General features: G+C 68.8%; 22 protein-coding genes. 14 read left to right on the top strand and 8 right to left on the bottom strand.

Annotated features, from left to right (window positions below; genetic code table 11):
• The first annotated feature begins 1 nt into the window (after nt 1).
• The 7 genes from lpxA (at nt 2) to ACSQ1W_RS03520 (ending at nt 8,833) form a co-directional block, all read left to right on the top strand.
• On the top strand, nt 2-790 hold the full coding sequence (gene lpxA, locus ACSQ1W_RS03550; protein ID WP_436041683.1) for an acyl-ACP--UDP-N-acetylglucosamine O-acyltransferase: 789 nt from the start codon (nt 2-4) through the stop codon (nt 788-790).
• Nucleotides 790-1,992 (top strand): lipid-A-disaccharide synthase, encoded by a 1,203-nt coding sequence (gene lpxB, locus ACSQ1W_RS03545; protein WP_436041682.1) that lies wholly within the window; start codon nt 790-792, stop codon nt 1,990-1,992. Before lpxA ends, lpxB begins: the two co-directional genes overlap by 1 nt.
• Before the next feature lie 144 nt (nt 1,993-2,136).
• The gene (gene rnhB, locus ACSQ1W_RS03540) at nt 2,137-2,742 is read left to right on the top strand and encodes a ribonuclease HII (RefSeq protein WP_436041681.1); all 606 of its coding nucleotides are present in this window, start codon (nt 2,137-2,139) and stop codon (nt 2,740-2,742) included.
• Between the two features lie 148 nt (nt 2,743-2,890).
• Entirely contained in the window at nt 2,891-3,295 is a 405-nt protein-coding gene (locus ACSQ1W_RS03535; RefSeq protein ID WP_192269621.1) for a hypothetical protein, read from the top strand.
• Between the two features lie 200 nt (nt 3,296-3,495).
• A complete protein-coding gene (dnaE, locus tag ACSQ1W_RS03530) occupies nt 3,496-7,053 on the top strand; it encodes a DNA polymerase III subunit alpha (protein WP_436041680.1) in 3,558 nt (1,185 codons plus the stop codon).
• 96 nt (nt 7,054-7,149) lie between these two features.
• A complete protein-coding gene (locus ACSQ1W_RS03525; RefSeq protein WP_436041679.1) occupies nt 7,150-8,109 on the top strand; it encodes an acetyl-CoA carboxylase carboxyltransferase subunit alpha in 960 nt (319 codons plus the stop codon).
• Between the two features lie 13 nt (nt 8,110-8,122).
• Nucleotides 8,123-8,833, top strand: a complete 711-nt coding sequence (locus tag ACSQ1W_RS03520) for a transglycosylase domain-containing protein (RefSeq protein WP_436041678.1) — start codon at nt 8,123-8,125, stop codon at nt 8,831-8,833.
• A gap of 27 nt (nt 8,834-8,860) precedes the next feature.
• Here ACSQ1W_RS03520 and ACSQ1W_RS03515 read toward each other — a convergent pair whose 3' ends face one another.
• Nucleotides 8,861-11,680: a di-heme oxidoredictase family protein gene (locus ACSQ1W_RS03515; protein ID WP_436041677.1), complete on the bottom strand. Its 2,820-nt coding sequence runs from the start codon at nt 11,678-11,680 to the stop codon at nt 8,861-8,863.
• Nucleotides 11,681-11,925: 245 nt separating this feature from the next.
• On the opposite strand from ACSQ1W_RS03515, the gene ACSQ1W_RS03510 reads away from it, so the two are divergent.
• Nucleotides 11,926-12,678, top strand: a complete 753-nt coding sequence (locus ACSQ1W_RS03510) for a tetratricopeptide repeat protein (RefSeq protein WP_436041676.1) — start codon at nt 11,926-11,928, stop codon at nt 12,676-12,678.
• 104 nt (nt 12,679-12,782) lie between these two features.
• Entirely contained in the window at nt 12,783-12,971 is a 189-nt protein-coding gene (locus tag ACSQ1W_RS03505) for a hypothetical protein (protein WP_192269636.1), read from the top strand.
• Between the two features lie 4 nt (nt 12,972-12,975).
• Here ACSQ1W_RS03505 and ACSQ1W_RS03500 read toward each other — a convergent pair whose 3' ends face one another.
• Entirely contained in the window at nt 12,976-13,950 is a 975-nt protein-coding gene (locus ACSQ1W_RS03500; protein WP_436041675.1) for a GAF domain-containing protein, read from the bottom strand.
• Nucleotides 13,951-14,074: 124 nt separating this feature from the next.
• Between ACSQ1W_RS03500 and tilS the strand changes: the two genes are divergently transcribed.
• The 3 genes from tilS to ACSQ1W_RS03485 are packed head-to-tail and all read left to right on the top strand — an operon-like array spanning nt 14,075 to nt 16,556.
• Nucleotides 14,075-15,376: a tRNA lysidine(34) synthetase TilS gene (gene tilS, locus ACSQ1W_RS03495; protein ID WP_436041674.1), complete on the top strand. Its 1,302-nt coding sequence runs from the start codon at nt 14,075-14,077 to the stop codon at nt 15,374-15,376.
• A 51-nt stretch (nt 15,377-15,427) separates the two neighbouring features.
• Nucleotides 15,428-15,688, top strand: a complete 261-nt coding sequence (locus tag ACSQ1W_RS03490) for an exodeoxyribonuclease VII small subunit (protein WP_436041673.1) — start codon at nt 15,428-15,430, stop codon at nt 15,686-15,688.
• Nucleotides 15,678-16,556 (top strand): polyprenyl synthetase family protein, encoded by an 879-nt coding sequence (locus ACSQ1W_RS03485; protein ID WP_436041672.1) that lies wholly within the window; start codon nt 15,678-15,680, stop codon nt 16,554-16,556. Before ACSQ1W_RS03490 ends, ACSQ1W_RS03485 begins: the two co-directional genes overlap by 11 nt.
• Before the next feature lie 58 nt (nt 16,557-16,614).
• Here ACSQ1W_RS03485 and ACSQ1W_RS03480 read toward each other — a convergent pair whose 3' ends face one another.
• Together ACSQ1W_RS03480 and pmbA are read right to left on the bottom strand one after the other, a co-directional pair.
• Nucleotides 16,615-17,004, bottom strand: coding sequence for a DUF4870 domain-containing protein (locus ACSQ1W_RS03480; protein WP_436041671.1), 390 nt, complete (start codon nt 17,002-17,004; stop codon nt 16,615-16,617).
• 118 nt (nt 17,005-17,122) lie between these two features.
• Complete coding sequence (gene pmbA, locus ACSQ1W_RS03475) at nt 17,123-18,481, bottom strand: metalloprotease PmbA (RefSeq protein ID WP_436041670.1); 1,359 nt, start codon at nt 18,479-18,481, stop codon at nt 17,123-17,125.
• Between the two features lie 98 nt (nt 18,482-18,579).
• Here pmbA and yjgA point away from each other — a divergent pair, with 98 nt between their 5' ends.
• Together yjgA and ACSQ1W_RS03465 are read left to right on the top strand one after the other, a co-directional pair.
• A complete protein-coding gene (gene yjgA / locus ACSQ1W_RS03470) occupies nt 18,580-19,137 on the top strand; it encodes a ribosome biogenesis factor YjgA (RefSeq protein WP_436041669.1) in 558 nt (185 codons plus the stop codon).
• Nucleotides 19,115-19,369, top strand: coding sequence for a dual-action ribosomal maturation protein DarP (locus ACSQ1W_RS03465; RefSeq protein ID WP_436041668.1), 255 nt, complete (start codon nt 19,115-19,117; stop codon nt 19,367-19,369). Before yjgA ends, ACSQ1W_RS03465 begins: the two co-directional genes overlap by 23 nt.
• A 3-nt stretch (nt 19,370-19,372) precedes the next feature.
• Here ACSQ1W_RS03465 and tldD read toward each other — a convergent pair whose 3' ends face one another.
• From tldD to ACSQ1W_RS03445, 4 genes are all read right to left on the bottom strand, one after another.
• Nucleotides 19,373-20,815: a metalloprotease TldD gene (gene tldD, locus ACSQ1W_RS03460; RefSeq protein ID WP_192269663.1), complete on the bottom strand. Its 1,443-nt coding sequence runs from the start codon at nt 20,813-20,815 to the stop codon at nt 19,373-19,375.
• Between the two features lie 62 nt (nt 20,816-20,877).
• On the bottom strand, nt 20,878-24,711 hold the full coding sequence (locus tag ACSQ1W_RS03455) for a YhdP family protein (protein WP_436041667.1): 3,834 nt from the start codon (nt 24,709-24,711) through the stop codon (nt 20,878-20,880).
• A 24-nt stretch (nt 24,712-24,735) separates the two neighbouring features.
• Nucleotides 24,736-26,223, bottom strand: a complete 1,488-nt coding sequence (rng, locus tag ACSQ1W_RS03450; protein ID WP_162337581.1) for a ribonuclease G — start codon at nt 26,221-26,223, stop codon at nt 24,736-24,738.
• Between the two features lie 12 nt (nt 26,224-26,235).
• Entirely contained in the window at nt 26,236-26,832 is a 597-nt protein-coding gene (locus tag ACSQ1W_RS03445) for a Maf family protein (RefSeq protein WP_436041666.1), read from the bottom strand.
• Nucleotides 26,833-26,847 lie beyond the last annotated feature (15 nt).

Below are 26,847 nucleotides of genomic sequence, written 5' to 3'. Positions count from 1 at the left end.
GATGAGCGCCCCCACCGCCATCCATCCCAGCGCGGTCGTCGATCCCGGTGCGGTGCTCGGTGAGGGCGTGCGTGTCGGCCCGTTCGCCTACATCGGCCCGGAAGTGGAAATCGGCGACGGCACGGTGATCGGACCGCATTGCACGGTCACCGGTCCCACCCGCATCGGCCGCGACAATGTGTTCGTCGGCCATGCCGCGATCGGCGGCGATCCGCAGGACAAGAAGTTCAAGGGCGAGCGCGTCGAGCTGGTCATCGGCGACCGCAACCAGGTGCGCGAGTTCGTCACGCTCAACCGCGGCACCGGCACGGGCGGCGGCATCACCCGCGTCGGCAACGACAACATGCTGCTCGCCTATACGCACGTGGCGCACGACTGCATCGTCGGCAACCACTGCGTGTTCTCCAACAATTCCACGCTCGCCGGCCACGTCGTCGTCGAGGACTGGGTGATCATGAGCGGCTTCGCCGGCGTGCACCAGTTCTGCCGCGTCGGCGCGCATGCGTTCATCGGCATGGGCGTGCTGCTGAGCGGCGACGTGCCGCCGTTCACGATGGTCGCCGGCGATGCCGCCGGCCGGCCGCGCGGCATCAACAGCGAAGGCCTGAAGCGGCGCGGCTTCGACGCCGACCGCATCGCCGCGATCAAGCGCGCCTACCGCACGCTGTACGTCGCCGGCCTGCCACTGGCGGAAGCCAAGCAGCAACTTGCCGAGCAGGCCACCGCCAGCGATGACGTGAAGGCACTGCTCCAGTTCATCGAAAGCGGCGACCGGCCGCTGCAGCGCTGATGGACCCGGTGCGGGAGCCCGGCGACGCGACTCCCGCCGCACTGCCGCTGCGCATCGCGCTGTGCGCGGGCGAAGCCTCCGGCGATGGCCTCGGCGCCGGCCTGATCGCCGCACTGAAGGCTCGCTTCCCGCATGCGGAGTTCGCCGGCATCGGTGGCGACGCGATGCGCGCCGCCGGCTGTGATACCTGGTTCGACGCGAACGAACTCGCGGTGATGGGCCTGGCCGAAGTGCTGCGCCATCTGCCGCGCCTGCTGCGCCTGCGCAAGGCGTTCCGCCAGCGCGTGCTGGACTGGAAGCCAGATGTCTATGTCGGCATCGATGCGCCCGACTTCAATCTCGGCATCGAGCGCTGGCTGAAGGAGCGCGGCGTCCGCACGGTGCACTACGTCAGTCCGTCGGTCTGGGCGTGGCGCGAAAAGCGCGCGGAGAAGATCGGCCGCAGCGCCGACCGCGTGCTCTGCCTGTTCCCGATGGAACCGCCGATCTACGCGAAACACGGCGTGGATGCGCGTTTCGTCGGCCATCCGATGGCCGATGACATCCCGCTGCAGCCGGACCGGGCCGCTGCACGCGCGGCGCTCGGGCTGTCGTCGGATGCACCGGTGCTGGCCGTACTGCCGGGCAGCCGGCTCGGTGAGATCGGGCGACTGGCACCGGCCTTCTTCGAAGCCGCCCGCCTGGTGGCGGCTCGGATACCGCACCTGCAGATCGTCGTGCCTGCCGCCAACGCCGCCTGCCGCCAGGCGCTGGAAGCGCAGTTCGCCGCGCACGGCGCCGATGCCGCCTGGCATCTGCTCGAGGGTCGCGCACGCGAGGCGATGATCGCCGGCGAGGTGGTGCTGCTCGCCTCCGGCACGGCGACGCTGGAAACGATGCTGTGCAAGCGGCCGATGGTGGTCGGTTACCGCATCGCGCCGCTGACCTACCGCATCGTCAAGGGACTGGGGCTGCTGAAGGTCGAACGCTATGCGCTGCCCAACGTGCTGGCCGGCGAGGACATCGCGCCCGAGCTGATGCAGGACGACTGCACGCCCGAGCAGCTGTCGGCTGCCGTCCTGCGCTGGTTCCGCGAGCCGGCGGCCGTCGCTGCCCTGCAGCCCATCTACGTGCGACTGCATGAGGCGTTGCGCCAGGATGCGTCGGCGAGCGCCGCCAAAGCGGTGGCTGAACTGATCGGCCCCTCTGTAGGAGCGACGTAAGTCGCGACCGAGAATCATGACTGCCGTGAAGTCATCACCGTCCGCCAGACAACACTCTTTGTCCGTACATACCGAGGGACGAGCCTCCGTGGATCTCATTTCCGCGGTCGCGACTCACGTCGCTCCTACAGGGAGCGTTGCGCCATGACCTCGGCATCGCTGTTCCCCGATCCCGTCGTCCGCCTCGTCGCCGGCGTCGACGAAGCCGGTCGCGGTCCCTTGGCCGGGCCGGTCACCGTGGCCGCGGTGATCCTGGACGAGTCCCGGCCCATCGCGGGATTGAACGATTCCAAGCAGCTGAGCGAAGCCAGGCGCGAAGCGCTGTTCCCGCTGATCCAGGAACGCGCGCTCGCCTGGCACGTCACCTTCGTCGAGCCCGACGAGATCGACCGCCTCAACATCCTGCAGGCGACGCTGGAAGGCATGCGCCGCGCCGTCGCCGCCCTGCAGCCGCTGCCGGACCTGGTCCGCATCGACGGCAACCGAGCGCCGAAGGGCATGAACTGCATGGCCGAAACGCTGGTCGGCGGCGATGCCATCGAACCGGCGATCATGGCCGCCTCGATCCTGGCCAAAGTGTCGCGCGATCGCCTGATGGTGCAGCTGCACGCGACATTCCCGCAGTACGGCTTCGATGTGCACAAGGGCTATCCCACGCCCGCACATTTGTCCGCGCTGACGCAGCATGGCCCGTGCGCCCACCACCGGCGCAGCTTCGCACCCGTGCGCAAGGCACTCGACCGGCGCTGACGGACCCGCGTCACCGCGCGTGACCATCGGCACGGTGCCCATGGTCACGATGGCTTCCAGCAGGCGCGCATATCGCATCGCAAGGGCACCATGGCCCTGCATCCCGCGCTCCCTGCGCCGGGAGCCCTCTTCCCCCACGAGGTGCGCCATGACCGTGTTGCATGCCGTTGTTTCCTCTCCTCATCCGCCACGTCCCATCGACGACACGCGCGCGCAACTGCTGCGCAGCCTGTTGGCCGACCGTGACTGGTCCCAGGATGCCGCCTTGCGTGCGCGCCTGCTGCAGGCCGCCGCTTCGCTCCGCGATGGCGACACGCAGCTCGACGAAGCCACCTGGCTGCTGATCGCGGACGAGACCGCTCACTATCTTGATTTCCGTCGCCTGCGCAGTCTCGAAGCAGAACTGCGCGGTTGCCCGCCCGAGACGCTGGCTTATACCCGCGCCGACTGGCAAGCCGCACGCCATGCCGAGGCGGCACTGGAGTGGCACCTGCGGCAGGTGCGCTTCAGCAGCTACGCCCCTGAACCGGTCCCGATGTTCCGCATCCACTGATCCACCTCCATTCGATCCGGGCGCGGCTCCGCAGAGAGCCGCGCCCACCCCACCCCGAGCCCTCGGGTTTTCCCCTAGGCCGCCTTTCCCCGGGCGGCCTCTTTTTTGTCGTTTGCGGGCCGTTCCGCGACGCCGGAAAGTCAAGCCTTGCCCCACCCCACCCCCGCCGGTACGCTGCCCTGACAGCACTCCGAGCCGGCATGTCTTCCCGTTTCGTCCACCTCCACCTGCACACCGAGTTCTCGCTCGCGGATTCGATCATCCGCGTGCCCGAGAAGCCGGACCATGCCGATCCCAAGAAAGCCAAGCAGGCGAACCTGCTGAGTCGGGCGGTGGAACTGGGCATGCCCGCGCTCGCGGTCACCGACCGCAACAACCTGTTCGCGCTGGTGAAGTTCTACAAGGCCGCCGAAGGCGTGGGCATCAAGCCCATCGCCGGCGCCGATCTGCTGGTCGCCGACGGCAGCGACGCGCCGTGGCCGGTGACGCTGCTATGCCGCGACCGCGAAGGCTACCTGTCGCTGTCGCGCCTGCTGTCTCGCGCGTGGATGGAAGGCCACCGCACCGACGGCGTCGCCATCGATCCGGACTGGCTACGCGCCGATCACCAGGGCCTGTTCGCGATCATGGGCCGGCAGAGCCTGGCAGGCCGCCTGGCACTGACCGGTCGCCATGACCTCGCCGAGCAGCACCTGGCCGACTGGCAGCGCGCCTTCGGCGACGACCTGCACTTGGAACTCACGCGCACGCAGCGCGATGGCGAAGAAGCGTTCAACGCCTTCGCCCTGCACGCCGCCGGTGCGCGCAGCCTGCCGGTGATCGCCAGCAACGATGTGCGCTTCCTGTCGCCGGACGATTTCGACGCGCACGAAGCGCGCGTCTGCATCGCCTCGGGCCGCGTGCTGGACGATCCCAAGCGTCCGCGCGACTACAGCGCCGAGCAGTACATGAAGTCGGCCGAGCAGATGGCCGAGCTGTTCGCCGACGTGCCCGACGCGATCGACAACACGCTGGCGCTGGCGCAGCGCTGCAACATCGAGATGCGGCTGGGCACCTACTTCCTGCCCGCGTATCCGGTGCCGGACGAGGAAACGCTGGACAGCTGGATCCGCAGCCAGTCCCACGACGGCTTGAAGGCGCGGCTGGAGAAGAATCCGCTGGCGCCCGGCCATACCCGCGAGGACTACGAGAAGCGCCTCGACTTCGAGCTGGACACCATCTGCAAGATGGGTTTCCCCGGCTACTTCCTGATCGTGGCCGACTTCATCCAGTGGGGTAAGCACCACGGCATCCCGATCGGTCCCGGCCGTGGCTCGGGTGCCGGTTCGCTGGTGGCGTGGGCGCTGCAGATCACCGATCTGGACCCGCTGCCGTACGGCCTGCTGTTCGAGCGCTTCCTCAATCCGGAACGCGTGTCGATGCCCGACTTCGACATCGACTTCTGCATGGACCGGCGCGACGAGGTGATCGACTACGTAGCGCGCAAGTACGGCCGCGACCGCGTCAGCCAGATCATCACCTACGGCACGATGGCGGCGAAGGCGGTGGTGCGTGACGCCGGCCGCGTGCTCGGCTTCCCGTACGGCCTGGTCGACGGCGTCGCCAAGCTCATCCCGAACATCCTCGGCGTGTCACTGAAGGACGCGATGGGCGAAGGCAGCAGCGAAGCCGCCTCGCAGGAACTGATCGACCGCTACCGCGACGAGGACGACGTCCGCGACCTGATCGACCTGGCGCGCCAGCTGGAAGACCTCACACGCAACGCCGGCAAGCACGCCGGTGGCGTGGTGATCGCGCCGTCGCCGCTGTCGGACTTCTGCCCGCTGTTCGCCGAACACGACGAAGGTGGACGCGGCAAGAACCCGGTCACCCAGTTCGACAAGGACGACGTGGAAGCCGTCGGCCTGGTGAAGTTCGACTTCCTCGGCCTGCGCACGCTGACGATCATCGACTGGGCGGTGAAGGCCATCAACCTGCGCCATGCGCGCGCGGGCGTGCCGCCGGTGGACATCACCACCATCCCGTTGGACGACGCCAGCGTCTACCGCGACGTGTTCGCCAACGGCAATACCGGCTCGGTATTCCAGTTCGAATCGACGGGCATGCGGCGTGCGCTGAAGGAAGCCAAGCCCGACCGCTTCGAGGACCTGATCGCGCTGAACGCGCTGTACCGTCCCGGCCCGATGGACATGATCCCCTCGTTCGTCGAGCGCAAGCACGGCCGCGAGGAGTTCGAGTATCCCGACCCGCGCACGCGGACCATGCTGGAAGAGACCTACGGCATCATGGTCTACCAGGAGCAGGTCATGCAGATGGCGCAGATCGTCGGCGGCTACTCGCTGGGCGGCGCCGACCTGCTGCGCCGCGCGATGGGCAAGAAGGTGCCGGCCGAAATGGCCAAGCACCGCGAGATCTTCCGCGAGGGTGCCGCCAAGGGCGGCGTGGAAGAGCGCAAGGCCGACGAAATCTTCGACCTGATGGAGAAGTTTGCCGGCTACGGCTTCAACAAGTCGCACGCCGCCGCGTACTCGCTGGTCGCCTACCAGACGGCCTGGCTGAAGAAGCACTACCCGTCCGAGTTCATGGCCGCCACGCTGTCGTCGGACATGGACAAGACCGAGAAGGTGGTCGGCTTCCTCGACGAAGCGCGTGGCCTCGGCCTCAACGTGATGCCGCCGGACGTGAACCATTCGGACTTCATGTTCGTGGCCACCGATGCCAACAGCATCCGTTACGGCCTGGGTGCGGTGAAGGGCGTCGGCCAGGGCGTGTGCGAGAGCATCGTCGACGCGCGTCGCGAGGGCGGAGCGTTCCGCGACCTGTTCGACTTCTGCAAGCGCGTCGATTCCTCCAAGCTCAACAAGCGCGCGCTGGAAGCGCTGATCAACGCCGGCGCGCTGGATGCACTGGGCCGCAACCGCGCCTCGCTGGCGCTGCAGTTGCCGGAGGTGCTGAAGGCCATCGACCAGATCAGCAAGAACCGCAATGCCGGCATCGTCGACATGTTCGGCTCCAGCAGCGGTGGCGACGACATCCACGTCGAACTGCAGGTCACCGACGAGTGGCCGCTGATGCAGGTGCTGCATGGCGAACGCGAAACGTTGGGGCATTACCTCAGCGGACATCCGATGGACCCGTACCGCGACGACCTGCGCTCGCTGGTCGGCAGTGACCTCAGCGAGCTGGACCGCATCTGGTCCAGTTCGTCCGGCGGCGACAAGAAGGGTTGGCGACCGGAGGTCAATGCGATCGTCGCGGGCCAGGTCGTCGGCATCCGCCGGAAGGGCGACAGCCAGGTCTTCGTGCAGCTGGAAGACGGCCGCGGCCGCATCGAATGCAGCGCGTTCTCCGACGCGCTGGCCGAGTTCGGCGCGCTGATGACGCGCGACCGTGTGCTGGTCATCAAGGGCGGCCTGCGCGAGGACGAGTTCAGCGGTGGCTACAGCCTGCGCATCCGCCAGGTGTGGGATTACGCGCAGCTCTGCCAGCAGCATGCGCACCGCCTGCAGCTGCGCCTGGACCTGCGAGTGCCCGGGCTGTGGGAACGCGTCGACGCCCTGCTGTCGCGCCATCGGCCCGGCGGCACACCGCTGCGCCTCGACCTGCTGATGACCGCCGACAGCACTGCGATCGCCGGCATGCTGGACCTCAACGGCCAGAAGGCCGTCCGCGTGGATGCCGAGCTGCTCGACGCCCTGCGCGCCATGCCCGGCGTGCGTGCAGCCAAGCCCGCTTTCAGCCGGCCCTGGGCTAACTGACGCGCCGCGTGCGCGCCATCACGGCCCTACCCCCCCGTACGTGACCGCCGGACCGCTTCGGCTACACTTTCCCCCTTTCCGGCCCATGGCCCGCAGATGAATCCGAACTACCTCGACTTCGAACAGCCCATCGCCGATCTGGAAGCCAAGATCCAGGACCTGCGTGCCGCCAGTACCGGCCCGGCGGTGAATGTCGATGCCGAGGTCCATGCGTTGCAGGACAAGCTGCGGGTGCGCACGGCGCAGATCTTCCGCGACCTGTCGCCGTGGCAGGTGTCGCAGCTGGCCCGCCATCCTGCGAGGCCGTACACGCTGGACTACATCAAGGTGTTCTGCGACGAGTTCCAGGAGCTGGCCGGCGACCGCGCGTTCGCCGACGACGCCGCCATCGTCGGCGGCCTGGGCCGCATCGACGGCCGCAGTGTGATGATCATCGGCCACCAGAAGGGCCGCGACACCAAGAGCAAGATCGCCCGCAACTTCGGCATGCCGCGCCCCGAGGGCTACCGCAAGGCGCTGCGGCTGATGAAGATGGCCGAGCGCTTCAAGCTGCCGCTGCTGACCTTCATCGACACCCCGGGCGCGTATCCGGGCGTGGGCGCGGAAGAGCGCGGCCAGTCCGAGGCCATCGCGCGCAACCTGATGGAAATGGCCGAGCTGAAGATCCCGATCATCTGCACGGTGATCGGCGAGGGCGGTAGCGGCGGCGCGCTGGCGATCGGCGTCGGCGACCGCACGCTGATGCTGGAATACGGCACCTATTCGGTGATCTCGCCAGAAGGCTGCGCGTCGATCCTGTGGAAGGACGCCGCCAAGGCCAAGGATGCCGCCGAGCAGCTCGGCCTGACCGCCAAGCGCCTGCACGGGCTGGGCCTGGTCGACAAGGTGGTGCGCGAACCCATCGGTGGCGCGCACCGCAATCCGCGGCAGATGGCCGTGCGCCTGAAGGCCGTGCTGCTCAACGAACTGGCCACACTGGACCAGTTGCCCGTCGACCAGTTGCTGCAGAAGCGCTACGAGCGCCTGCGCGGCTACGGCGCCTACGAGGCCGCCTGAGCCTTCGCCGGGGATGGCCTGGATCAGAGCCCTCCTCGGAACCCTGCTGGTCCTCGCCGTACTCGTCGTGGGCCTGTGCTTCGGTCTGTATGCCTATGGGGTGTCCGGCCTTCCCGACGACCTCGAGCCGACTCGCTACCGCGCCGCGCCCGAGCTGCGCGCGCTCTACCTGGACATGGAAGCGGGCGGCATCGAAGACGTGCCGCGCCTGAATCCTCTCAGCGTCTGGAGCTACGGGCTCTGGCACAACGCGGGCCGGCAACGCGAACCCCTCGGCTCCCAGCTGCGGCTGCTCGGCCACGCAGGACGCGCCCTGATGATCCGACGAGAAGCGGGTCAGGCGGGCGCGACGCGCTGGCACCTCATCAACCTGGCCGCCACGATCGAGGTCAGCCGCCACTGGCGCGTGGACCGGATAGTCGACACGCTGCTCGCGGAAAGCGGATTCGGCCGCAACGCCACGGGTATCGAGCAGGCGGCGCACGCCTGGTATCGCCGCCCCTTGGCCGAGCTCGTCCCTGAGGAACGCCTGCTGCTCATCGCGCTGATGAAGGGACCTTCCTACTACGATCCCTGCCGCAATCCGGAACGGTTCGGCCAGCGTTATCGCGACGTCGCCGCGCGGGCCAAAGGATTCGATCCCGATGCCGCGCTTCCACGTGCGGTGGCCCGACTCTCGCCACCGGACTGTGCCGAGAGGCTCAAGGCTGTCGCGACTCCGTAGGTCACGCCAACAGGGCGGAGCGCGCGGTCACAGCGATTTGAGGAAATCCACCAGCGCGCGCCGGTCCTCGGCACTCATCGCCTCGAACCGCTGCTTCGCCGCCGTTCCCTGGCCGCCGTGCCACAACACCGCCTCTTCCAGCGTGGCCGCGCGACCATCGTGCAGGTAGCGCACGTTGGGATCGATCGACGCTGCCAGGCCCAGGCCCCACAGCGGCGGCGTGCGCCATTCGCGCGCGGTGGCCCGGCCTTCGACATAGGTGTCGGCCAGTTCAGGGCCCATGTCATGCAGCAGCAGATCGCTGTAAGGACGGATGGTCTGGTAGCGCAGTTCGACGAACCGATGGTGACCGGTCTGCAGCTCCGGTGTATGGCAGGTACTGCAGCGCGCCGCCTCGAACACCTGCGCGCCGCGCTTGACGCGCAACTGGCGCGCCCGTGCCTGTGCATCCTGCTCCAGCGGGTTGTCGAAATCGCGCCGCGGCGGCACGCCCAGCAGGCTCAGATAGAGCGTGGTCTGGTGGATGTCGGCCGCCGTCAGTTTCGCGCTGCCGGTGTCGACCTGCGCACAGGCCGTGCCCTGGCTGCCGCGCGCGCATTCCAGTGACGACATCAGCGGCGACGTGACGCCCATGTCGGTGTTGAACGCCAGCGCGGCCTGCTGCTCCAGCGTGGCGGCAGCCGCCTTCCAGCCGAAGCGGCCGACTCGGCTGACACCCGCATCGCGCGGATCGGCCACGATCTGCAGTCGCCCGGCCACGCCGTCGGGATCGCCCCGCTGCGCCAGCGCCAGTCGCTCCAACTGCTGCTCGGACACGGCCTCCAGCAGACCGAGGCCGATCAGCGAAGGCGCGACGCGCACGGACAACGCGGTCGGCAACGCCAGCGGCTGGCCGGCACGATCGCGCAAGGCGTAGTTCGGCCGGCGCAGCACGTAACCTGTGCCGTCCGCGTAGCGGCCCGGCAGTTCGGTGTAGCCGGTCAGCACCAGCTCGGCTTCGCGCCCATCAATGTTCGCGCCGGCTTCGCGATAGGTGCCCTGCTGCAACCGCAGGCCGAAGCGCGCGTCCGGCGCCTGCGTACCTGCACCCGCCACACCCACGAACACCCCCAGGCGGTTCAGTGGTGCGCCCACGACCGGCGAGCTTCGGCCGTTGCCGGTATGGCAGTCCACGCAGCGCGTCTGCGAGAAGCGTGGCGCGGTCTTGCCCGCGTGCGTGGTGAATACGGTGTTGCTCTCCTCGGAGTGGCGACCGCTGGCGAAGGAGGTGTGGATCAACCGACGCCCTTCCGCCCACGGCTGCATGTTGTAGCCGGCGACGTTGTGCGAGGCCTGCTGCAGCATGCGGAACGGTTCGCTGGAGGTGTCCTCGTGCAGCGTCATCCATGGACCGGCGGACAGCGCTCCGGCTGGCATCGCCAGCGAATCCAGCGGCCGTTGCACGCCGTAACCCGGCCCGCGGTACCACGACACGATGCCGTGCGATCCGGCACGGTAGACCAGCGCCTCGGCGTAGTAGTTGAAGCGGCCGATGACGTCCGGATTGCCCGCCAGGAAGATGCCCAGTTCGAACTCCACCAGATCGCCCTTGCGCAGCGCCCGGTGTGCCTCGTTGGCGGCGGTGCGGATCTCATTCACCAGCACGAAGGCGTTGCCCGGCGTGCCCGCCGGCGGCGTGTAGTTGCCGTTGGGATCCTGACCCAGCTGTGCATAGTTGGCGATCGGCGTCTGCGCCGCCACGCCACCGGGCAGCAGCTTCATGCCGCCGTTGTCGGCGTACAGCGCCACCGACGTCGGCTCCAGCGGATCCTCGCTGCGCCGGCCGATGTAGCCGTGGCGGAAGTTGGTGCCGTACCAGTAGTGCTGCGGCTTCACCACGACGGTCAGGACGCGCTGCTCGCCGGAGGTGCCAGGCACGGCATCGTCGTAAATCAGGATTTCGTGCGTACGCCGCTCGAAGTAGTGCGGCGGGAACACCTGGTAGCTGTCGTCAACGATGGGCTCGCGCGCATGGCGGTCGCGCACGCGGCCACCGACATGCGTGACCAGCGTGCCATCGTCCTGCGTGTAGTGGATCGGCGCCGCGTCGTCGGGCCATAGCAGCGGCTGGTAGGTGGCCGACGGCGGCACCGCGGGCGGTGGCGGCAACAGCGGCTGCGAGCCATTCTGCCGCACCGGTTGCGGCTCACCTGCGCCCAGGCGGAACTGCTGGGCCGGCACCGTCGCGCAGGCGATCTGTTCGACGGCGGTTCCCGCTGCGACCGCCGCGCCGACAATGCCCAGGCACTTGCCGCTGTTGACGTTGACGATGCGATAGCGATCACTGGTGTCGATGCGCTGCAGACGGAACCGCTGCGCACCGCTGCCGTTGTCGTCCCACTGCTGCACGACGACGTGATCGGCGGTGGAAGCGGCGGGAATGTCGGCGGACTTCTGCGTCGCCAGGTTGCGCAGGCGGTATTGCCCGGCCGCGGTCTCCATGACGTCGTAGAACTGCCGATGCAGCGTGGCGTCGCAGGCCGACTGCACCAGCGGCGTTCCGTTGGCGGTGCTGCCGTCGCGGACCTCGATGCACAGGCCGCTCAGCACGCTGGCGATACGGTAGCGGGCCGGCGGCACGGGATCGACGTTGATGTTCTGCGGCGGTGCCGCCTGCGGTTCGGCGGCCGCAGCGATCGCCGTCGCGCCAGCGTCCCTCTGCGTGGACGCGGACATGGGACGCGCGCGACTCCAGAACGGCGCATCGCCCGACTCGTCGGCCGGAGCGGAGCACGCCGCCAGCGACATCACGGCCAGCAAGGACAACACCGACGCGCGGGGACGCCGGACGAACATGGGGGAATACATCGGGCACCGACTCCGTGGGGGACGCGTGGGGAACGCCGGCAGCACGTCCACTTCTTTCCCCGAAGCGGACCGTGCGCCATCCGATGGCAGGACGCGGCATCGTCGCAGAGCAGTCGCACGTGTGGCTGTGACAGGCGCCGCACAACGCAGCGCGGCGCACGCGCATACCGGCCTCTTCCCCGCGCTGGCGCCGACCGCGCGGATGACGGATGCTTGACCCTCCTCCGCCGGCACGCCACTCCCGCATGAGCCCACTCCTGTTGCTGACCTACGCCGTGCAGATCGCCTGCTGCGTGCACGTGGTGCGTACCGGACGTCCGCTGTACTGGGTCTTCATCCTGCTGGTGTTCCCGTTCCTCTCGGCGATCATCTATTTCATCGCCGAGATCCTGCCCGAGCTGCGCCATCATCCGTCGGCACGCCGCACGGTGCGCAATGTGCGCAACCGCATCGACCCGGACCGCGACCGCCGCGATGCGGCCAGGCTGCTGAAGGCGGCGGACACGCCGGAAAACCGCAGGCGGCTGGCCGACGAGAGCCTGCGCAGCGGCGACTATGCGCATGCGGCCGAGTTGTTCGAGCAAGCGTTGAAAGGCCTGTACGCCACCGACCCGGACCTGATGCTGGGGCTGGCCAAAGCGCAGTTCGGACTGGGCGAATCCGCGAAGGCACGCGCGACACTGGACGCGCTGATCGCCGCCAACCCCGGCTTCCGCTCCGCCGACGGCCATCTGCTGTACGCACGCGCGGTCGAGGACACCGCCGACGCGGCGGCGGCCCTCCACGAATACGAAGCCGTGGTGCAGGGCTACCCGGGCGAGGAAGCACGCGCCCGCTACGGTCTGCTGTTGAAGCGCCAGGGCGAGCATGCCCGCGCGCGCAGCGTGTTCCAGGAAATCCTCGACCGCTCCGACGCCGCGCCGCGCTACTACCAGCGCGAGCAGCGCGACTGGATCGAGGTGGCCAAGCGGGAACTGGCGGCCTTGCCGCGCGCCTGAGCGCCCAGCGCCGCGTTCGCGGCTTGATTGCGATCAAGGCGACGGCGATGCCCCCGGCGCATCCTGACATCGCGGCCTTCTCCGCCGCGATGCCCGGAGGCGACATGAACCTGCTTTCGATGCCGTGGTGGTATCTGCCCACGGCGGTGTTCGTCGTGGTGCTGATCGCGGTGCTGGCGGTGAACCGCTGGCGCTTCCACCGGAACGGCGCCAGCCAGCACCTCGTCCTCGGCCTGTTCGTTTCGGCCTGCTGCGCCGGCGCGGTGATCGTGATCCTGCAGCGCGTGCAGTGAAGCGTCAGGCCGCGGCGCGTGCGTTCGCCGCGATGTCCTTCTGCAGGCTGAGGTCTTCCTCCGCGCGCAGGTAGACCCGATGCAGGACCTCGCCCGGCGACGCGGTTGCCGCGCCTACCAGCAGCGACAACCCATCGCGCTGCCCCACCCTTTTCGCCTGCTGCCGAAGCGCTTCCACGCAGTCCTCACGGCTGTCGCCATGCAGCAGCGCAATGTACTCGGGGCTGTCGGTGACGCGGCTGACGTGGTCGCCCTGGGCGGCTTTCACGCAGGCATCGAAGTCGGGGGCCCATGCCTGCAGCTGCCGCTCCAGCGCACGATCGCCCAGCCGTCGAGCGGCCTCGGCCATGCCCTGCACCTCGATGATGGCCACGGTGTACACGGGACCTGTCGCGTCCGGCTTGTCCGTTGCGGAGACGGCCGCTGACACCGGGGAAGACGTATCGGACTGAAGCGCGGCCAGCGCCTGGACTTCATGTTGCGCGCGGTGCGCGTCGAGCAAGGCCATCGTCACCCGCGCCAGCGACCGCAGCGAGGCCTTCTGCTGTCCGTTGAGCCGACGTGGCTGCGTGTCGACGACGCAGACCGTGCCGATGGCCTCGCCTTCGCCGGTCACCAGTGGCATGCCCGCGTAGAAGCGCGCCTTCAGGTCTCCGGTGACGATGGGGAAGTCGTTGAAGCGCGCGTCCTCGCTGAGGTCCTGGACCTCCAGCAGCTCGTCCGGCTGGCGGATCGCGTGATCGCAGACGGCAGTGTCGCGCGTGGTCTCGTGATCCTCCAGTCCGAGGCGCGCCTTGAACCACTGGCGATCGCGGTCGATCAGCGACACCACCGCGATCGGCGTGCCGCAGAGCGCCGCGGCCACTTGCACCAGGTCGTCGTAGACGGTGGCCGGCAAGCTGTCCACCACGTGATAGCGATCAAGGGCGCGCTGCCGCTGTTGTTCCTGCGCAGAGGGGGAGGCGGTCGAAGCCGTCATGCGTTCTCCTTCGTGGCGTGTCCTGCCCATGATCGCCATGAACCGGTTCACGCGCCGTCAACGCCACCTCGATCACAGGCATGCGCCGGCTGCACCCGGCACGCATCGCCGCTAGCATGGGCGCATGCACCGCCCCCCTGCTCCCTCGCTGGCCCTGTCGCCACCACCGGTCGCGGGACGCGTATGGGTGGCCTTCAGCGGCGGACTGGACTCGACGGTGCTGCTGCACCGGCTCACGCAGGAGGGAACGCTGCGCGCGGGCGGGCTCCATGCGATCCACGTGCACCATGGATTGCAGCCGGACGCCGATGCCTGGGCCACGCATTGCGCTGCGCTCTGCAGGACACTCGATGTGCCCTTGCAGGTGCATCGCGTGCACGTCGACATGACGCGGGGCGAGGGCGTCGAAGCCGCCGCGCGACGCGCTCGCCACGCCGTCTTCACCGAGGTGATGCAGGCGGGCGACATCATCGCCCTCGCCCACCATCGTGACGATCAGGCAGAGACCTTCCTGCTGCGGGCATTGCGCGCCTCGGGCCCCGAGGGCCTGGCGGCCATGCGCGCCTGGCGTCCCTTCGGCACGGGCTGGCTGTGGCGGCCATTGCTGGACTCGCCACGTTCCGACCTGGAGGCATACGCACGCGCAGCATCGCTGTCGTGGATCGAGGATCCCAGCAATGCCGGCACTGCGTTCGATCGCAACGTCCTGCGCCACCAGGTGCTGCCACTGTTGCGGCAACGCTGGCCGCAGGTGGATGCGGCCTTCGCGCGCAGCGCCGCGTTGAGTGCCGAGGCCACCGATCTGCTGGAAAAGCAGGATCGCGACCTGCTCGCCTCCGCCGCCACGGCGGATCCGGCCGCCCTGCGTGTCGCGCCGTTGCGCGATGCGGCTGCTGCCGCGCGCGCACGGGCACTGCGGCGTTGGATCGACGGGCTCGCGCTGCCGCCGCTTCCTGCCGAAGGCGTCGCCAGGATCGATGCGGAACTGCTCGATGCCCGCCCGGATGCGCAGGCCGAGTTCGCCTGGCACGGCGCGATCGTTCGGCGCTGGCGCGATCTGCTGCATGCCGAACGCCGACGCCCCGCCCTGCCGGAGGGCTGGCAGACCGACTGGAGCGGCGCGGAAACACTGCCCTTGCCCGATGGCGGCTGGCTGTCACTGGAAGGCGATGGGGCTCCGTTCGACATGCCGGTGCGCGTGACCGGACGCCGCGGCGGCGAGCGCATCGCACTTCCTGCCCGCTCGCACCGGCATGCTTTGAAGGACGTACTGCAGTCGTTGGGCATTCCCCCCTGGGAACGACGGCAGCTTCCGCTGTTGTGGCAGGACGACGTCCTCTGGGCCGCCGGCGACCTGGTCCTGTCCGCCGCCTGCGACGCCTGGCTGCGCGCGGCAGGACGACGGCTGGTGTGGCATCGCGGCTGATCCCGGCGCCTGCTGTTTGACCTGGCCGCAGGCGATCCCCACACTTGCCGTATGGCCAAGAAGATTCCCGCCGACGCTTCGCCCGTCGCCCATTTCGAACAGTCGCTGGACGAACTCGAGCAACTGGTCGAGAAGATGGAACACGGCGACCTGACCCTGGAAGCCTCGCTCGCCGCCTACGAACGCGGCGTGGGCCTGTACCGGCAATGCCAGGCGGCGCTCGAACAGGCCGAACTGCGCGTGCGCCTGCTCACCGACCCCGAACGGCCCGAGAGCGGCGAACCCTTCGCTCCCGCCCCCGATGGCCGCTGATTCCCGCTTCGCCCTCTGGGCGACGGCGCTGGAAGACTATCTGGACCGGGCGCTGCCGCCCGCCGACGCCGCCCCGCAGCGCCTGCACGCCGCCATGCGCCACGCCGTGCTCGGTGGTGGCAAGCGCATGCGCGCACTGCTCGTGTACGCCAGCGGCACGTTGCTGGGCGCTGACGAAGCCGCGCTGCATGCCCCCGCGGCCGCGGTCGAACTGATCCATGCCTACTCGCTGGTGCACGACGACCTGCCGGCGATGGACGACGACGACCTGCGCCGCGGCAAACCCACCGTGCACATCGCATTCGACGAAGCGACCGCCATCCTCGCCGGCGACGCGCTGCAGACGCGTGCATTCGAGCACCTCGCCGCCGCCGATGCTGTTGCAACGCTGCGCGTGGACTGGCTCGCGACGCTGGCGCAGGCCTCCGGTGCGGCCGGCATGTGCGGCGGCCAGGCGCTCGACATCGATGCCACCGGTACGCAGCAGTCGCTGGACGACCTGCAACGGATGCATGCGCTGAAGACCGGCGCGCTGATCCGCGCCGCGGTGCGCATGGGCGCACTGGCCGGAGGCGCCGACACGGCGACGCTCGAACGGCTGGACGCCTTCGCCACCGCGCTGGGACTGGCGTTCCAGGTGCGTGACGACATCCTCGACATCGAAGCCAGCTCCGCCCAGTTGGGCAAGACCGCCGGCAAGGATATCGCCCAGGCCAAGTCGACCTACCCGGCCCTGCTCGGCATGGATGGCGCGAAGGCGAAGCTCGCCGAACTGGATGCGCAGATGCGCGAAGCGCTGGCACCCTACGATGGTCGCGCCGATGCGCTGCGCGCGCTCGGCGACCTCGCCATCCACCGGACGCATTGAACGGAGGCATGAAAAAAGCCCGGCGATGCCGGGCTTTTTCCTTTCGCGCGATGATCGCTTACTTGATCAGGCGCAGCGCGAACGGATACCGGTAGGCTTCGCCGTTGCTGACCTTGATCGCGGCGATGATCGTCAGCACGAGCCACGCGATGCCGACCAGGAACAGCAGCAGCAGGCCGATCACGATCAGCGTCAGGATGCCGGAGATGATCGCGGCGATCAGGATGGTGATGTTGAAGTTCAACGCTTCCTTGCCCTGGTCGTTGACGAAGGGCAGCGTGTCCTTCTTGATCAGCCATACCACCAGCGGGCCGAGCAGGTTGCCGAACGGGATGATCAGGCCGACCAGCGAAGACAGGTGCGCGAACAGCGCCCACTGCTTCTCTTCGGCGCCCGGGCTGCCGGACGGCGGCGGCGGCGGTGCGGTGACGTTGTCGAATTCGCTCATGCAGGGTTCCCCATGGATGGTGGTAGGGCTGTCGAGTACCACGGCTCCGCCGTGGACTCCGCTCCCCAAGCATAACGGCAATCCATGGCACGGCGGGTCACCCGACGCTTGCGGGACCCTATTCGCCCGCGACGGTCATCCGGCCCACCAGCAGCGATCCGACACCGACATGCGAGCGGCGATCCACGTCGCTGCCCACCGCTTCGATGCCGGCGAAGATCGTCTTGAGGTTGCCGGCGATGGTGATGCCGTCCACCGGGTAGGCCAGCACACCGTCTTCGACCCAGAAGCCGGCCGCACCGCGCGAATAATCGCCGGTCACGCCATTCACGCCTTGCCCCATCAGCTCGGTGACCAGCAGGCCCGTGCGCATGCCCGCCAGCAGCTCGTCGAAGCCGCCGGCGTTGGCTTTCACCTGCAGGTTGTACACGCCGCCGGCATTGCCGGTGGTCTGCAGCCCCAGCTTGCGCGCCGAATAGCTGCCCAGCACGTAGCGCTCCAGCACGCCGTCGCGGATCAGGTGCGAGCGCTTCGTCGCCACGCCCTCGGCATCGAAGGCCGACGAGCGCAGGCCGTGCGGCAGCAGCGGCAGCTCCTCGATGGCGAACCAGTCCGGAAAGATCCGCTGGCCCACGTGGTCGAGCAGGAAGCTCGCCTTCCGGTACAGCGCACCGCCCGAGACCGCGCCGAGCAGGTGGCCAACCAGCGAACGCGCGACCTCCGCCGAGAACAGCACCGGATACTCACCGGTGGCCAGCGACCGCGGCTGCAGGCGCGACAAGGTGCGTTCGGCCGCCTTGCGGCCGATGGTGAGCGGGTCTTGCAGTTCGAGGTGCGACAGCGCCGTGCTGTACCAGCCGTCGCGCTGCATGCCGTCGCCCTGCCCGGCGATCAGCGCGCAGCCGATCGTGTGCTGGGTGTCGCGTTCGCGGCCGATGAAGCCATGGGAATTGGCGTACACCGACAGGCTCTCGCCGCTGCCGACGGAGGCGCCATCGGAATTCGCAATGCGTGCATCGGCATCGCGCCCGGCCGCTTCGCACGCGAGCGCGAGGTCCACGGCGTGGTCCATATCGAGCGCCCACGGATGCCAGACATCCAGATCGGGAAACTCGCGCGCCATCAGCGCCGCGTCGGCAAGGCCGGAGGCCGTGTCGTCCTCGGTGTAGCGGGCGATCGCGCACGCCTGGACGACCGTGGCCTCCAGGCTCTCCTCGCGCAGGTCGGCCGTGCTGGCGCTGCCCTTGCGCTGACCGAAGTACACGGTCACGCCGATGCCGCGGTCGCGGGTGGATTCCACCGTCTCCACGTCGCCCAGGCGCACGTTGACGTTGAGCCCGGTCTCCTCGCTGCAGCTCACTTCGGCCTGGGTGGCGCCGTGCGCCCGCGCGCGCTCCAGCAGGCGCTGCGACAGCGTCTCCAGGCGTTCGAGCCGGGCGAGGCTGTCGTCGGGGGTAGTCAGGGCGGTGGCGTTCAATGCTTTATCCTTGTGTCCTGTGATCCGCGCCCGGGCGCCGGATCGATATGTGATCAGGCTTCCGCACGATGCGGCGGAACCGAAAGAGAGGCTTCACCATGCGCGGACGCGACCCCGAAACCGGCGAATTCCTTGGCCCCAGCCGCACCCAGCAACGGGGTGAGGCGCTGGAGATCCGCGGCCTGGCCGAGAAGCTGGTGGCCCTGCCGGCCGCGCAACTGGCGCGCCTGCCGATTCCCGAGGACCTGATGCCCCATATCGTGGAGACGCAGCGCATCACCTCGCACATCGCGCACAAGCGCCAGCTGCAGTTCCTCGCCAAGCAGATGCGGCGCGAGGATGACGAGGTGCTGGAGGCGATCCGCGATGCGATGGACGAAGGCGGCGAAGCGGCGCGGCTCGAAACCGCCCGCCTCCACCAGGCCGAGCAGTGGCGTGACCGGCTGCTGGCCGGCGGCGACCAGGCGCTGGCGGACCTGCTGGACGCGTTCCCGACCGCCGATCGGCAGAAGCTCCGCCAGCTGGTGCGCAACGCCGCCGACGAAAAGGCGAAAAACAAACCGCCGCGCGCCTTCCGCGAACTGTTCCGCGAGGTGCGGGACCTGTTGGCATCCGCAGCGGATGCCCCGGATCATGGAAGTGACGACGAGGACTGAGGTGCCGCAGCGCGAGGACCTGACCAGGCATGAAGCGTGGCGCGTCAGGTTGATCGCCGAAGGCCTGGCCGCCGTCGAGGACTTTCTGGCCTCGTATCCGGCCGCCGACCGCAAACGACTCAAAGCACTGGTCCAGAAAGCGCAGGCGATGAAGCACAAATACGGCACGCCGAGATTCCTGCTCCGCTACATCCGGGAACTCGATCAAGCGCAGCGATCTTCGCCTTCATAGTCGTCACGCCTTCGTCCCGCCCACGGTCAGGCCTTCGATCAGCAAAGACGGCTGGCCTACCCCGACCGGCACGCTCTGGCCGTCCTTGCCGCAGACACCGACGCCCTGGTCCAGTGCCAGGTCGTGGCCGACCATCTTCACCTTCTGCATGGTCTCCGGGCCGTTGCCGATCAGCGTGGCGCCCTTCACCGGCGCGGTGATGCGGCCGTCTTCGATCAGGTAGGCCTCGGTTGCGGAGAACACGTACTTGCCGCTGGTGATGTCGACCTGGCCACCACCGAAATTGACCGCGTACAGGCCCTTCTTCACCGAGCGGATCATGTCCTCCGGATCGTCCTGCCCGGCCAGCATGTAGGTATTGGTCATGCGTGGCATCGGCAGGTGCGCGAAGGACTCACGGCGGCCGTTGCCGGTGGGCGCCACGCCCACCAGGCGCGCGTTGTGCGTGTCCTGCATGTAGCCGACCAGTACACCGTCCTCGATCAGCGTGGTGCAGTTCGTCGGCGTGCCTTCGTCGTCGATGTTGAGCGAACCGCGACGACCCGGCAGCGTGCCGTCGTCGACGATGGTGACGCCCTTCGATGCGACCTGCTGGCCGATGCGACCGGCGTACACGCTGGTGCCCTTGCGGTTGAAATCGCCTTCCAGGCCGTGGCCGACGGCTTCGTGCAGCAGCACGCCCGGCCATCCGCTGCCCAGCACCACCGGCATCACGCCGGCCGGCGCGTCGATGGCGTCCAGATTCACCAAGGCCTGGCGCAGCGCCTCGCGTGCGAGATCCTCGGGCTTGCCGTCGGCGAACAGCTCGGCATAGCCGTAACGGCCGCCCATGCCGGCATAACCTGATTCGCGACGACCGTTCTGTTCAACGATCACCTGCACGTTCAGGCGCACCAGCGGGCGCACGTCGGAGGCGAGGACGCCGTCGCTGCGCGCGACCAGCACGGTGTCGATACCGCCAGACAGGCTGACCGTCACCTGCTGCACGCGCGGGTCCGCGGCACGCAGGAAACGGTCGACCGCACGCAACGCTTCGACCTTGGCGTCATTGCCCATCGCATCGATGGGATCGTCGCCGGCGTACAGCGCGCGACCGCCGCTACGCACCAGCGTGCGCGGCGCGTGCGCGGCACCATCACGGGCGATGGCGCGCGCGGATTTGGACGCATCGAGCAGCGCCTGCGCGTTGATGTCGTCGGAGTAGGCGAAGCCGGTCTTCTCGCCCGAGATCGCGCGCACGCCGACACCCTGTTCGATGGAATGCGCACCGTCTTTCACGATGCCGTCCTCGACCGTCCAGCTCTCGCGGCGGGCGTGCTGGAAATACAGGTCGCCGAAGTCGATGCCCGGCCCCAGCAGCGTGCCGAATGCACGGTCGAGTCCGGAGGGGTCCAGCCCGGCAGGGAGGAGGAGACGGGTTTCGGCGAGCGAGATCGGCAGGGTCATGTCGTTACCATGGGGGCGAAGGACGGCGTCGGCAAGCCGCGCCGCGGCCATGTACGCCGGCGTCAGGGGGCGCCGGCGCGATCGGTGCGGTCGTCGTCGTCACGGGCGCGTGACTGTTCGCGCCCCACCACTTCGACCTTGGGCGATTTCCACGGGCCGGTGACGCGGTAGGTCTTGGCGCCCATCTCGGCCAGCGGTTTCTTCAGCACCGCATTGGCCACCGCACCGACCGCGGCACCGATGGGGCCTCCGGCCACAGCGCCGACCGCCGTCAGCACGTTGGCGGATTTCGGCTTCACGTCGACCGTCTGGTCGAAGCGTTCGGCGCGCAGGTCGGTGTCGCCACGGATCGCGATCTCGGCCGCGGGGCCATCGATCAGCAGGTTGTCGCTGCGCGCCAGCCCACCGCCGATGCGGATATCGCCATCGATGCGGTTGAACGCGAACCCCTTGGAAAAGAAGTCGCTGAAATCGAGCATCAGCCGCCGCCGCACTTCGGCCACGCTGAGCAGGCCGAGCACGCGACCGGCGCCCGGCTCCACTTCGAGCAGGTGGCCATCGCGCACGGCGAGTTTCACGCTGCCCTCCAGCGCGGCCAGCCGGAACGCGGCCGGGCTGCCGGGCCAGCCGGCATCCGCGGTGACCTGCCCGTGACCACCGCCCACGCGGTCGCCGAGCCCAAGATCGTCGAACAGCACACCAAAGTTCTCGCTCTTCACCTCGGCGGCGAAACGCGTACGCGCAGCATCGCCAGTCCCGGTCCACTGCCCGCGCACATCGATCTGCTGGCCGGGCGAGCGCAACTGCAGCTGGTCCACATACAGGCCGTCAGCCTGCTGTCGCGTGCGCAGCTTGGCCGTGCCCAGACGCGCGTTGCCGAAACGCAGGTCCTCGACATCCAGCGACAGCGGCGGCACCTCGGCCGGGTTGATGTCATCGGTGGCCGTGCGTACGGCGCCCGCGGACGCCTCCGCGCCCGTGGACGCCGCCTTGCGCCAATGCACGCGCGCGAGCTTGCCTGCCACCGGCGCACCCTTCGCATCCGGCACCAGCAGCGCACCTGACAGGGCGTCGCCGTCCAGCGACACCGCCAGCGCCCGCTGCGCCGGCGCCAGCTGCAGCCGCGTATCGGGGAACACCGAACCGATCATCAGCAGCCGCTCGGCGGTGACATCGATATGGCGCAACGGCAGGCCGTCGCCTTCCCCGCCGCCCCGCGCGACCGCCACCCATTCCAGCGCATCCAGCGTGCCGGTGCGGCCGGTCGCCACCAGGCCGGACGGCGGGGGCGCGTCCTTCACCACGTCGCTGCCCAGCACCACGCGCACACCGGTCTGGCCGTTGGTGCTGCGTGCACGCAGCGCCAGCAGGTCACCGAACGCCACGTCGATCTCACCACTGCCCATCGGCAGCGGCGCCCGCACGGTGGTCGCCAACGGTGTCGCCGGGGACTTGCGCATCGGCGCGGGCAGGCTCATCGCCGTGCCCACCAGATCGGACGTCAGGCTCAGTTGCGTGGGGGCTTCGGGCGCACCCGACGCGGTGCGTGGAATGCTCACGCCCACGGTCCACGCCGACCGCCCTTCCATGTAGGGCTTCAACCACGCCATTTCCGGGGCGCGATCGAGCAGGCGATCGGCATCCACCATCGCGGACAGGTCGGCCTCGAACGCCTGGGTGCGGTCGCGCGTTCCGCTGCCGGCGCGCAGGCCGAGCACGCCCGGCTGGCCCTCGTGCACGACCTGCAACGGACCCGAGGCGAACCCGCCGTCGTCGTACTTCGCCTTGCCGTGCACGTTGTCGAACACCAGATCCCAGCGCGTTTCCGCCAGCCTCGCGCCCTTCAGCTCGACAGTACCGGCCAGCTTCCTGCGCGCCTGCTCATCCGCATGGAGCGGCTGCAACAAATCGAACGTCGCCGCCACCGGGCCCTTGGCCTGCAGATGGTCGAGCGTGTCGCCGTAGGTCTCGTGCAAGGGGCTCTGCCGCAGCAGCGCCAGCAGCCGGCCGGAATCGGTGGCGGTTCGCGCGCTGATCTTCAGGTCGCCGTCGCCGAAGTCGGCAATGCCGGCCTGGAAGGCCGGGATCGCGACGTCCGCGAGCGCGCCGCGCCCCTTCAGCTCGAAGCCATTGCCGATGAAGGCGATGTCCGCATCCACCTGTTCGAGCTGCGGCCACTCCGGCTGGAACTTGAACTGCCCGTGCTCGATGTGAGCCACGGCTTCGAACCGGCCGTTGCGGTCGGTGAACGGCCAGTCGTCCAGGTCGCCGCTGACGATCGCGCGTCCGTTCCGCACGGTGCCACCGACCAGCGCTCCATTGAGCCAGTCGACGGCCGCCTTCGGCATCTTGTGGTGGATCCAGAAGCCCTTCGCCACCGGCACCGGCGCGTCGGCGAGCTCCGCCGCCAGATCGATCCATGGCCGTGTGCCGTCGCCCTGGAACCACATGCCGCCCCGCACGTCGGCCGCATAATCCTTGCCCTGCACGTGCAGCGCGGTAGAGCCCACGCGCCAGCCCGCGCCTTCGCGCCAACCGAGCACGTCGCCCTGCAGGCGAACGTCGTGCACCACCGCGAATCCGCTGGGCCAGTCGAAGCGCATCGCCGCCGTCGGATCCAGTTTCAGCCGGAAGCCCGCCGCATCGCCGTCGAAATCGCCCGCCAGCCCGCTCAACCCGGGTGCATCGCCCACCGCCCTGAAGGAGATGTCGCGCAACTGTCCTTCGGCATGCACCGCGCCGTCCTTGCGGCCGGCCAGCGTCAGTCTCGCCAGTCGCGCACCGGGCCGCGCCTGTACGAGCCAGCGCCGCAAGCCGGCATCGACCTTGTCGCTGAGGCCCAGCACGGCGAACAATGGCGCTGCATCCACCTGATCGGCCAGCAGGGCATAGCGTTCGCCACCCGCAAGGACCAGACCGTCGAGGGTCTGTACGGCCGGCGCCGTGCCGACGCGCAGTCGGGGCGCATCCAGTCGCCACCCTCCCGACACCAGTCGCCAGCGCAGGCGGCCTTCCATCTGTTCGAACGCGATGCGCGAGGGCGCATCGGAGTCCGGCAGGGGTGCCCCCTGCAATCCGACCTGGCGCAGGCGGGCGTCGGCCGTCACCAGCACCACGCGATGCTGGCGCAGTTCCGTCCATGCTTGCACGCGCCCGTTGCCGCGCTCGGCGACCACGCCGGCATAGCGCAGCAGCGGCGACCACGCACCGATGTCGTCCGCCGATACGTCGAGGTAGGCGCGTCCATCGCCGGCCTTGCGGTCGAAGTCGACCGCCACGTTCAACGGCGCGGCGTCCTTGCGGATCCAGGCACGCGTACCCGCACGGACACGGTCGCCGTCCACCCGCAGGCGCAGGTCGATCTCGGGCAGACGGATATCCCAGCCGAGCGACGGCGCAACGATCGCCAGCTTGCCGTCGATCACCTGCAGTTCGCCAAGGCCTTCCAGGCTCTGCAGCGGATCTTCCGTGGACTGCTGCTGCCCGGGCAGACCGCGCACCGCCCACTTGCCGTCATCGCCACGCTGCAACGTCAGCGACAGCCCGCGCAGGCGCAATTCGGTAAAGGACCGTCCCGGCAGCAGACCGGCGTACATCGACACCAGCACTTCGGCCTGCCCGATACGCACGCCACTGTCGCCCTCACCCAGGCGCAGGCCGTCGAGCTGCAACAGCGGGCCGCGCCGTGTCCATTGCGTCTTCACCGCATCGAAGGCGACCGGCCGGCCCGCGCGCTCACTGAGCCATGCCGCGACGCGGTCCGGATGCCGCTCGGCCAACGGCAGCACCTGGCTGGCGATGCCGAGCACCACGGCCATGCACACGAGCACCACCGCGATGCCATAGACGGCACCCCGGCGGGCCAGGCGCAGGCGGCGGCGCAGCGGCGTGGGCACTACGCGTCCGCCCTGCCCCGCGCGTCAGAGCAGCACGACATCGAACTGCTCCTGCAGGTACTGCTCGTCGGCCTGGAAGCGGATCGACTTGCCGAGGAACTCTTCCAGTTCGGCCACCGCGGTCGACTCTTCGTCGGTAATGCGCGCAACGACCTTGGGCGAAGCGATCACCAGCAGGCGCGCGGCTTCGAACTGGCGCACGGCGCGGGTGATCTCGCGGAAGATCTCGTAGGTGACGGTTTCGGTGGTCTTGATGCTGCCACGGCCGCTGCACTCCGGGCACGGCTCGGACAGCTGCCGCGCCAAGCTCTCGACCGTGCGCTTGCGTGTCATTTCGACCAGGCCCAGCGGCGAGAACTCGTACACCGTGGTCTTGGCGTGGTCCTTCGCCAGCGACTTCTCCAGCGTGCGCAGCACCTGGCGACGATGTTCGGGATCGTCCATGTCGATGAAGTCGATGATGATGATGCCGCCCAGATTGCGCAGCCGCAGCTGGCGCGCCACCGCCTGCGCCGCTTCCAGGTTGGTGCGATAGACGGTCTCTTCCAGATTGCGCTGGCCCAGGAAAGAACCGGTGTTCACGTCGACCGTGGTCATCGCCTCGGTCTGGTCGATCACCAGGTAGCCACCGGATTTCAGCGGCACCTGCTTGTCCAGCGCGCGTCCGATCTCATCCTCGACGCCGTACAGATCGAAGATTGGCCGCTCGCCACTGTAGAGTTCGATGCGCTCGGCCAGCACCGGCATGTACTTGGCGACGAAGGCCTGCAGCCGTTCGTGGGTTTCCTTGGAGTCGACCTTCACCTTCTCCACGTCCTTGCGGATCAGGTCGCGCACGGCGCGCAGCGGCAGGCTGAGGTCTTCGTACAGGATGCTGCACGAGGGCGACTCGCGCCCGCGCCGTTCAACGACGTTCCAGACGCGCGACAGGTAAGCGATGTCTTCGGCGAGCGCTTCGGCCGGCTGGCCCTCGGCATTGGTGCGGATGATGTAGCCGTGCCCGCCATGGAGGCCCGCGAGTTCGGTCACGACCTGCTTGAGGCGATGACGCTCGGCTTCATCTTCGATCCGCGCCGACACGCCGATGACCTTCGACTGCGGCAGCAGCACCAGGTAGCGCGACGGGATGCTGATCTGCGTGGTCAGCCGCGCGCCCTTGCTGCCGATCGGATCCTTCACCACCTGCACCACGATGTCCTGCCCGTCGCGCAGCAGGTCCATGATCGGCGCGGCCGGCGGCGTGGGCAGGGGCGCCTCCTCGCCTTCGACCACCGCGCCCGGCGACGAGCGCACGATGTCGTTCGCGTGCAGGAAGGCGGCACGGTCCAATCCGACCTCGACGAATGCGGCCTGCATGCCAGGCATGACCCGCTGCACCTTGCCCTTGTAAATGTTGCCCACCACGCCGCGGCGCCAGCCGCGCTCGATGTGCAGTTCCTGCAGCATGCCGTTTTCGATCACCGCGACGCGTGTTTCGCGCGGGGTGACGTTGACCAGGATTTCTTCCGACATGGGGTCCTTCCCTCAGGCTGACGCGGTGGCGGCGGTTGCCGATGGGTGGATGCCGAAGTCGCGCAGCAGCCTCGCCGTTTCATGCAATGGCAGGCCCATGACCGCCGAGTAGCTGCCGGCCAGGCGGGTGACGAACTGTTCGGCCCGCCCCTGGATGCCGTACGCGCCGGCCTTGCCCATGGCCTCGCCGCTGGCGACGTAGGCAGCGATCTCGTCGTCGTCCAGTTCGGCGAAACTGACCTCGGTGACGACGAGGGCCTGCGCCTCGCGCGATGCACTGACCACGGACACGGCGGAAACCGCCTGGTGCGTGCGGCCGGACAGGCGACGCAGCATGGCAGCCGCGTCGGCTTCATCCACGGGCTTGCCGAAGACCTCGTCGCCGAGGATCACCTCGGTGTCGGCGCCCAGCACCACTGCGCCCGGCGTGGCGACGACCTTCAGCAGTCCCGCGCCCGCTTTTTCGCGCGCTACGCGGCGGACGTAGTCGGTGGCCGGCTCATTGGGCTGGCGGTGCTCGGGGATGTCGAGGTCGATACGTCCGAACGACAACCCGAGGCGGGTCAGCAGTTCGGCACGACGCGGGGATTGGGAAGCCAGATAGAGCATCGCGGAAGAATAACC

It is taken from the genome of Pseudoxanthomonas sp. LjRoot143 (assembly GCF_964252945.1).
In the GTDB taxonomy this organism is placed as follows: domain Bacteria; phylum Pseudomonadota; class Gammaproteobacteria; order Xanthomonadales; family Xanthomonadaceae; genus Pseudoxanthomonas_A.
Note: the sequence above shows the minus strand (reverse complement) of the source record. Positions and strands in the feature narration are given on the sequence as shown.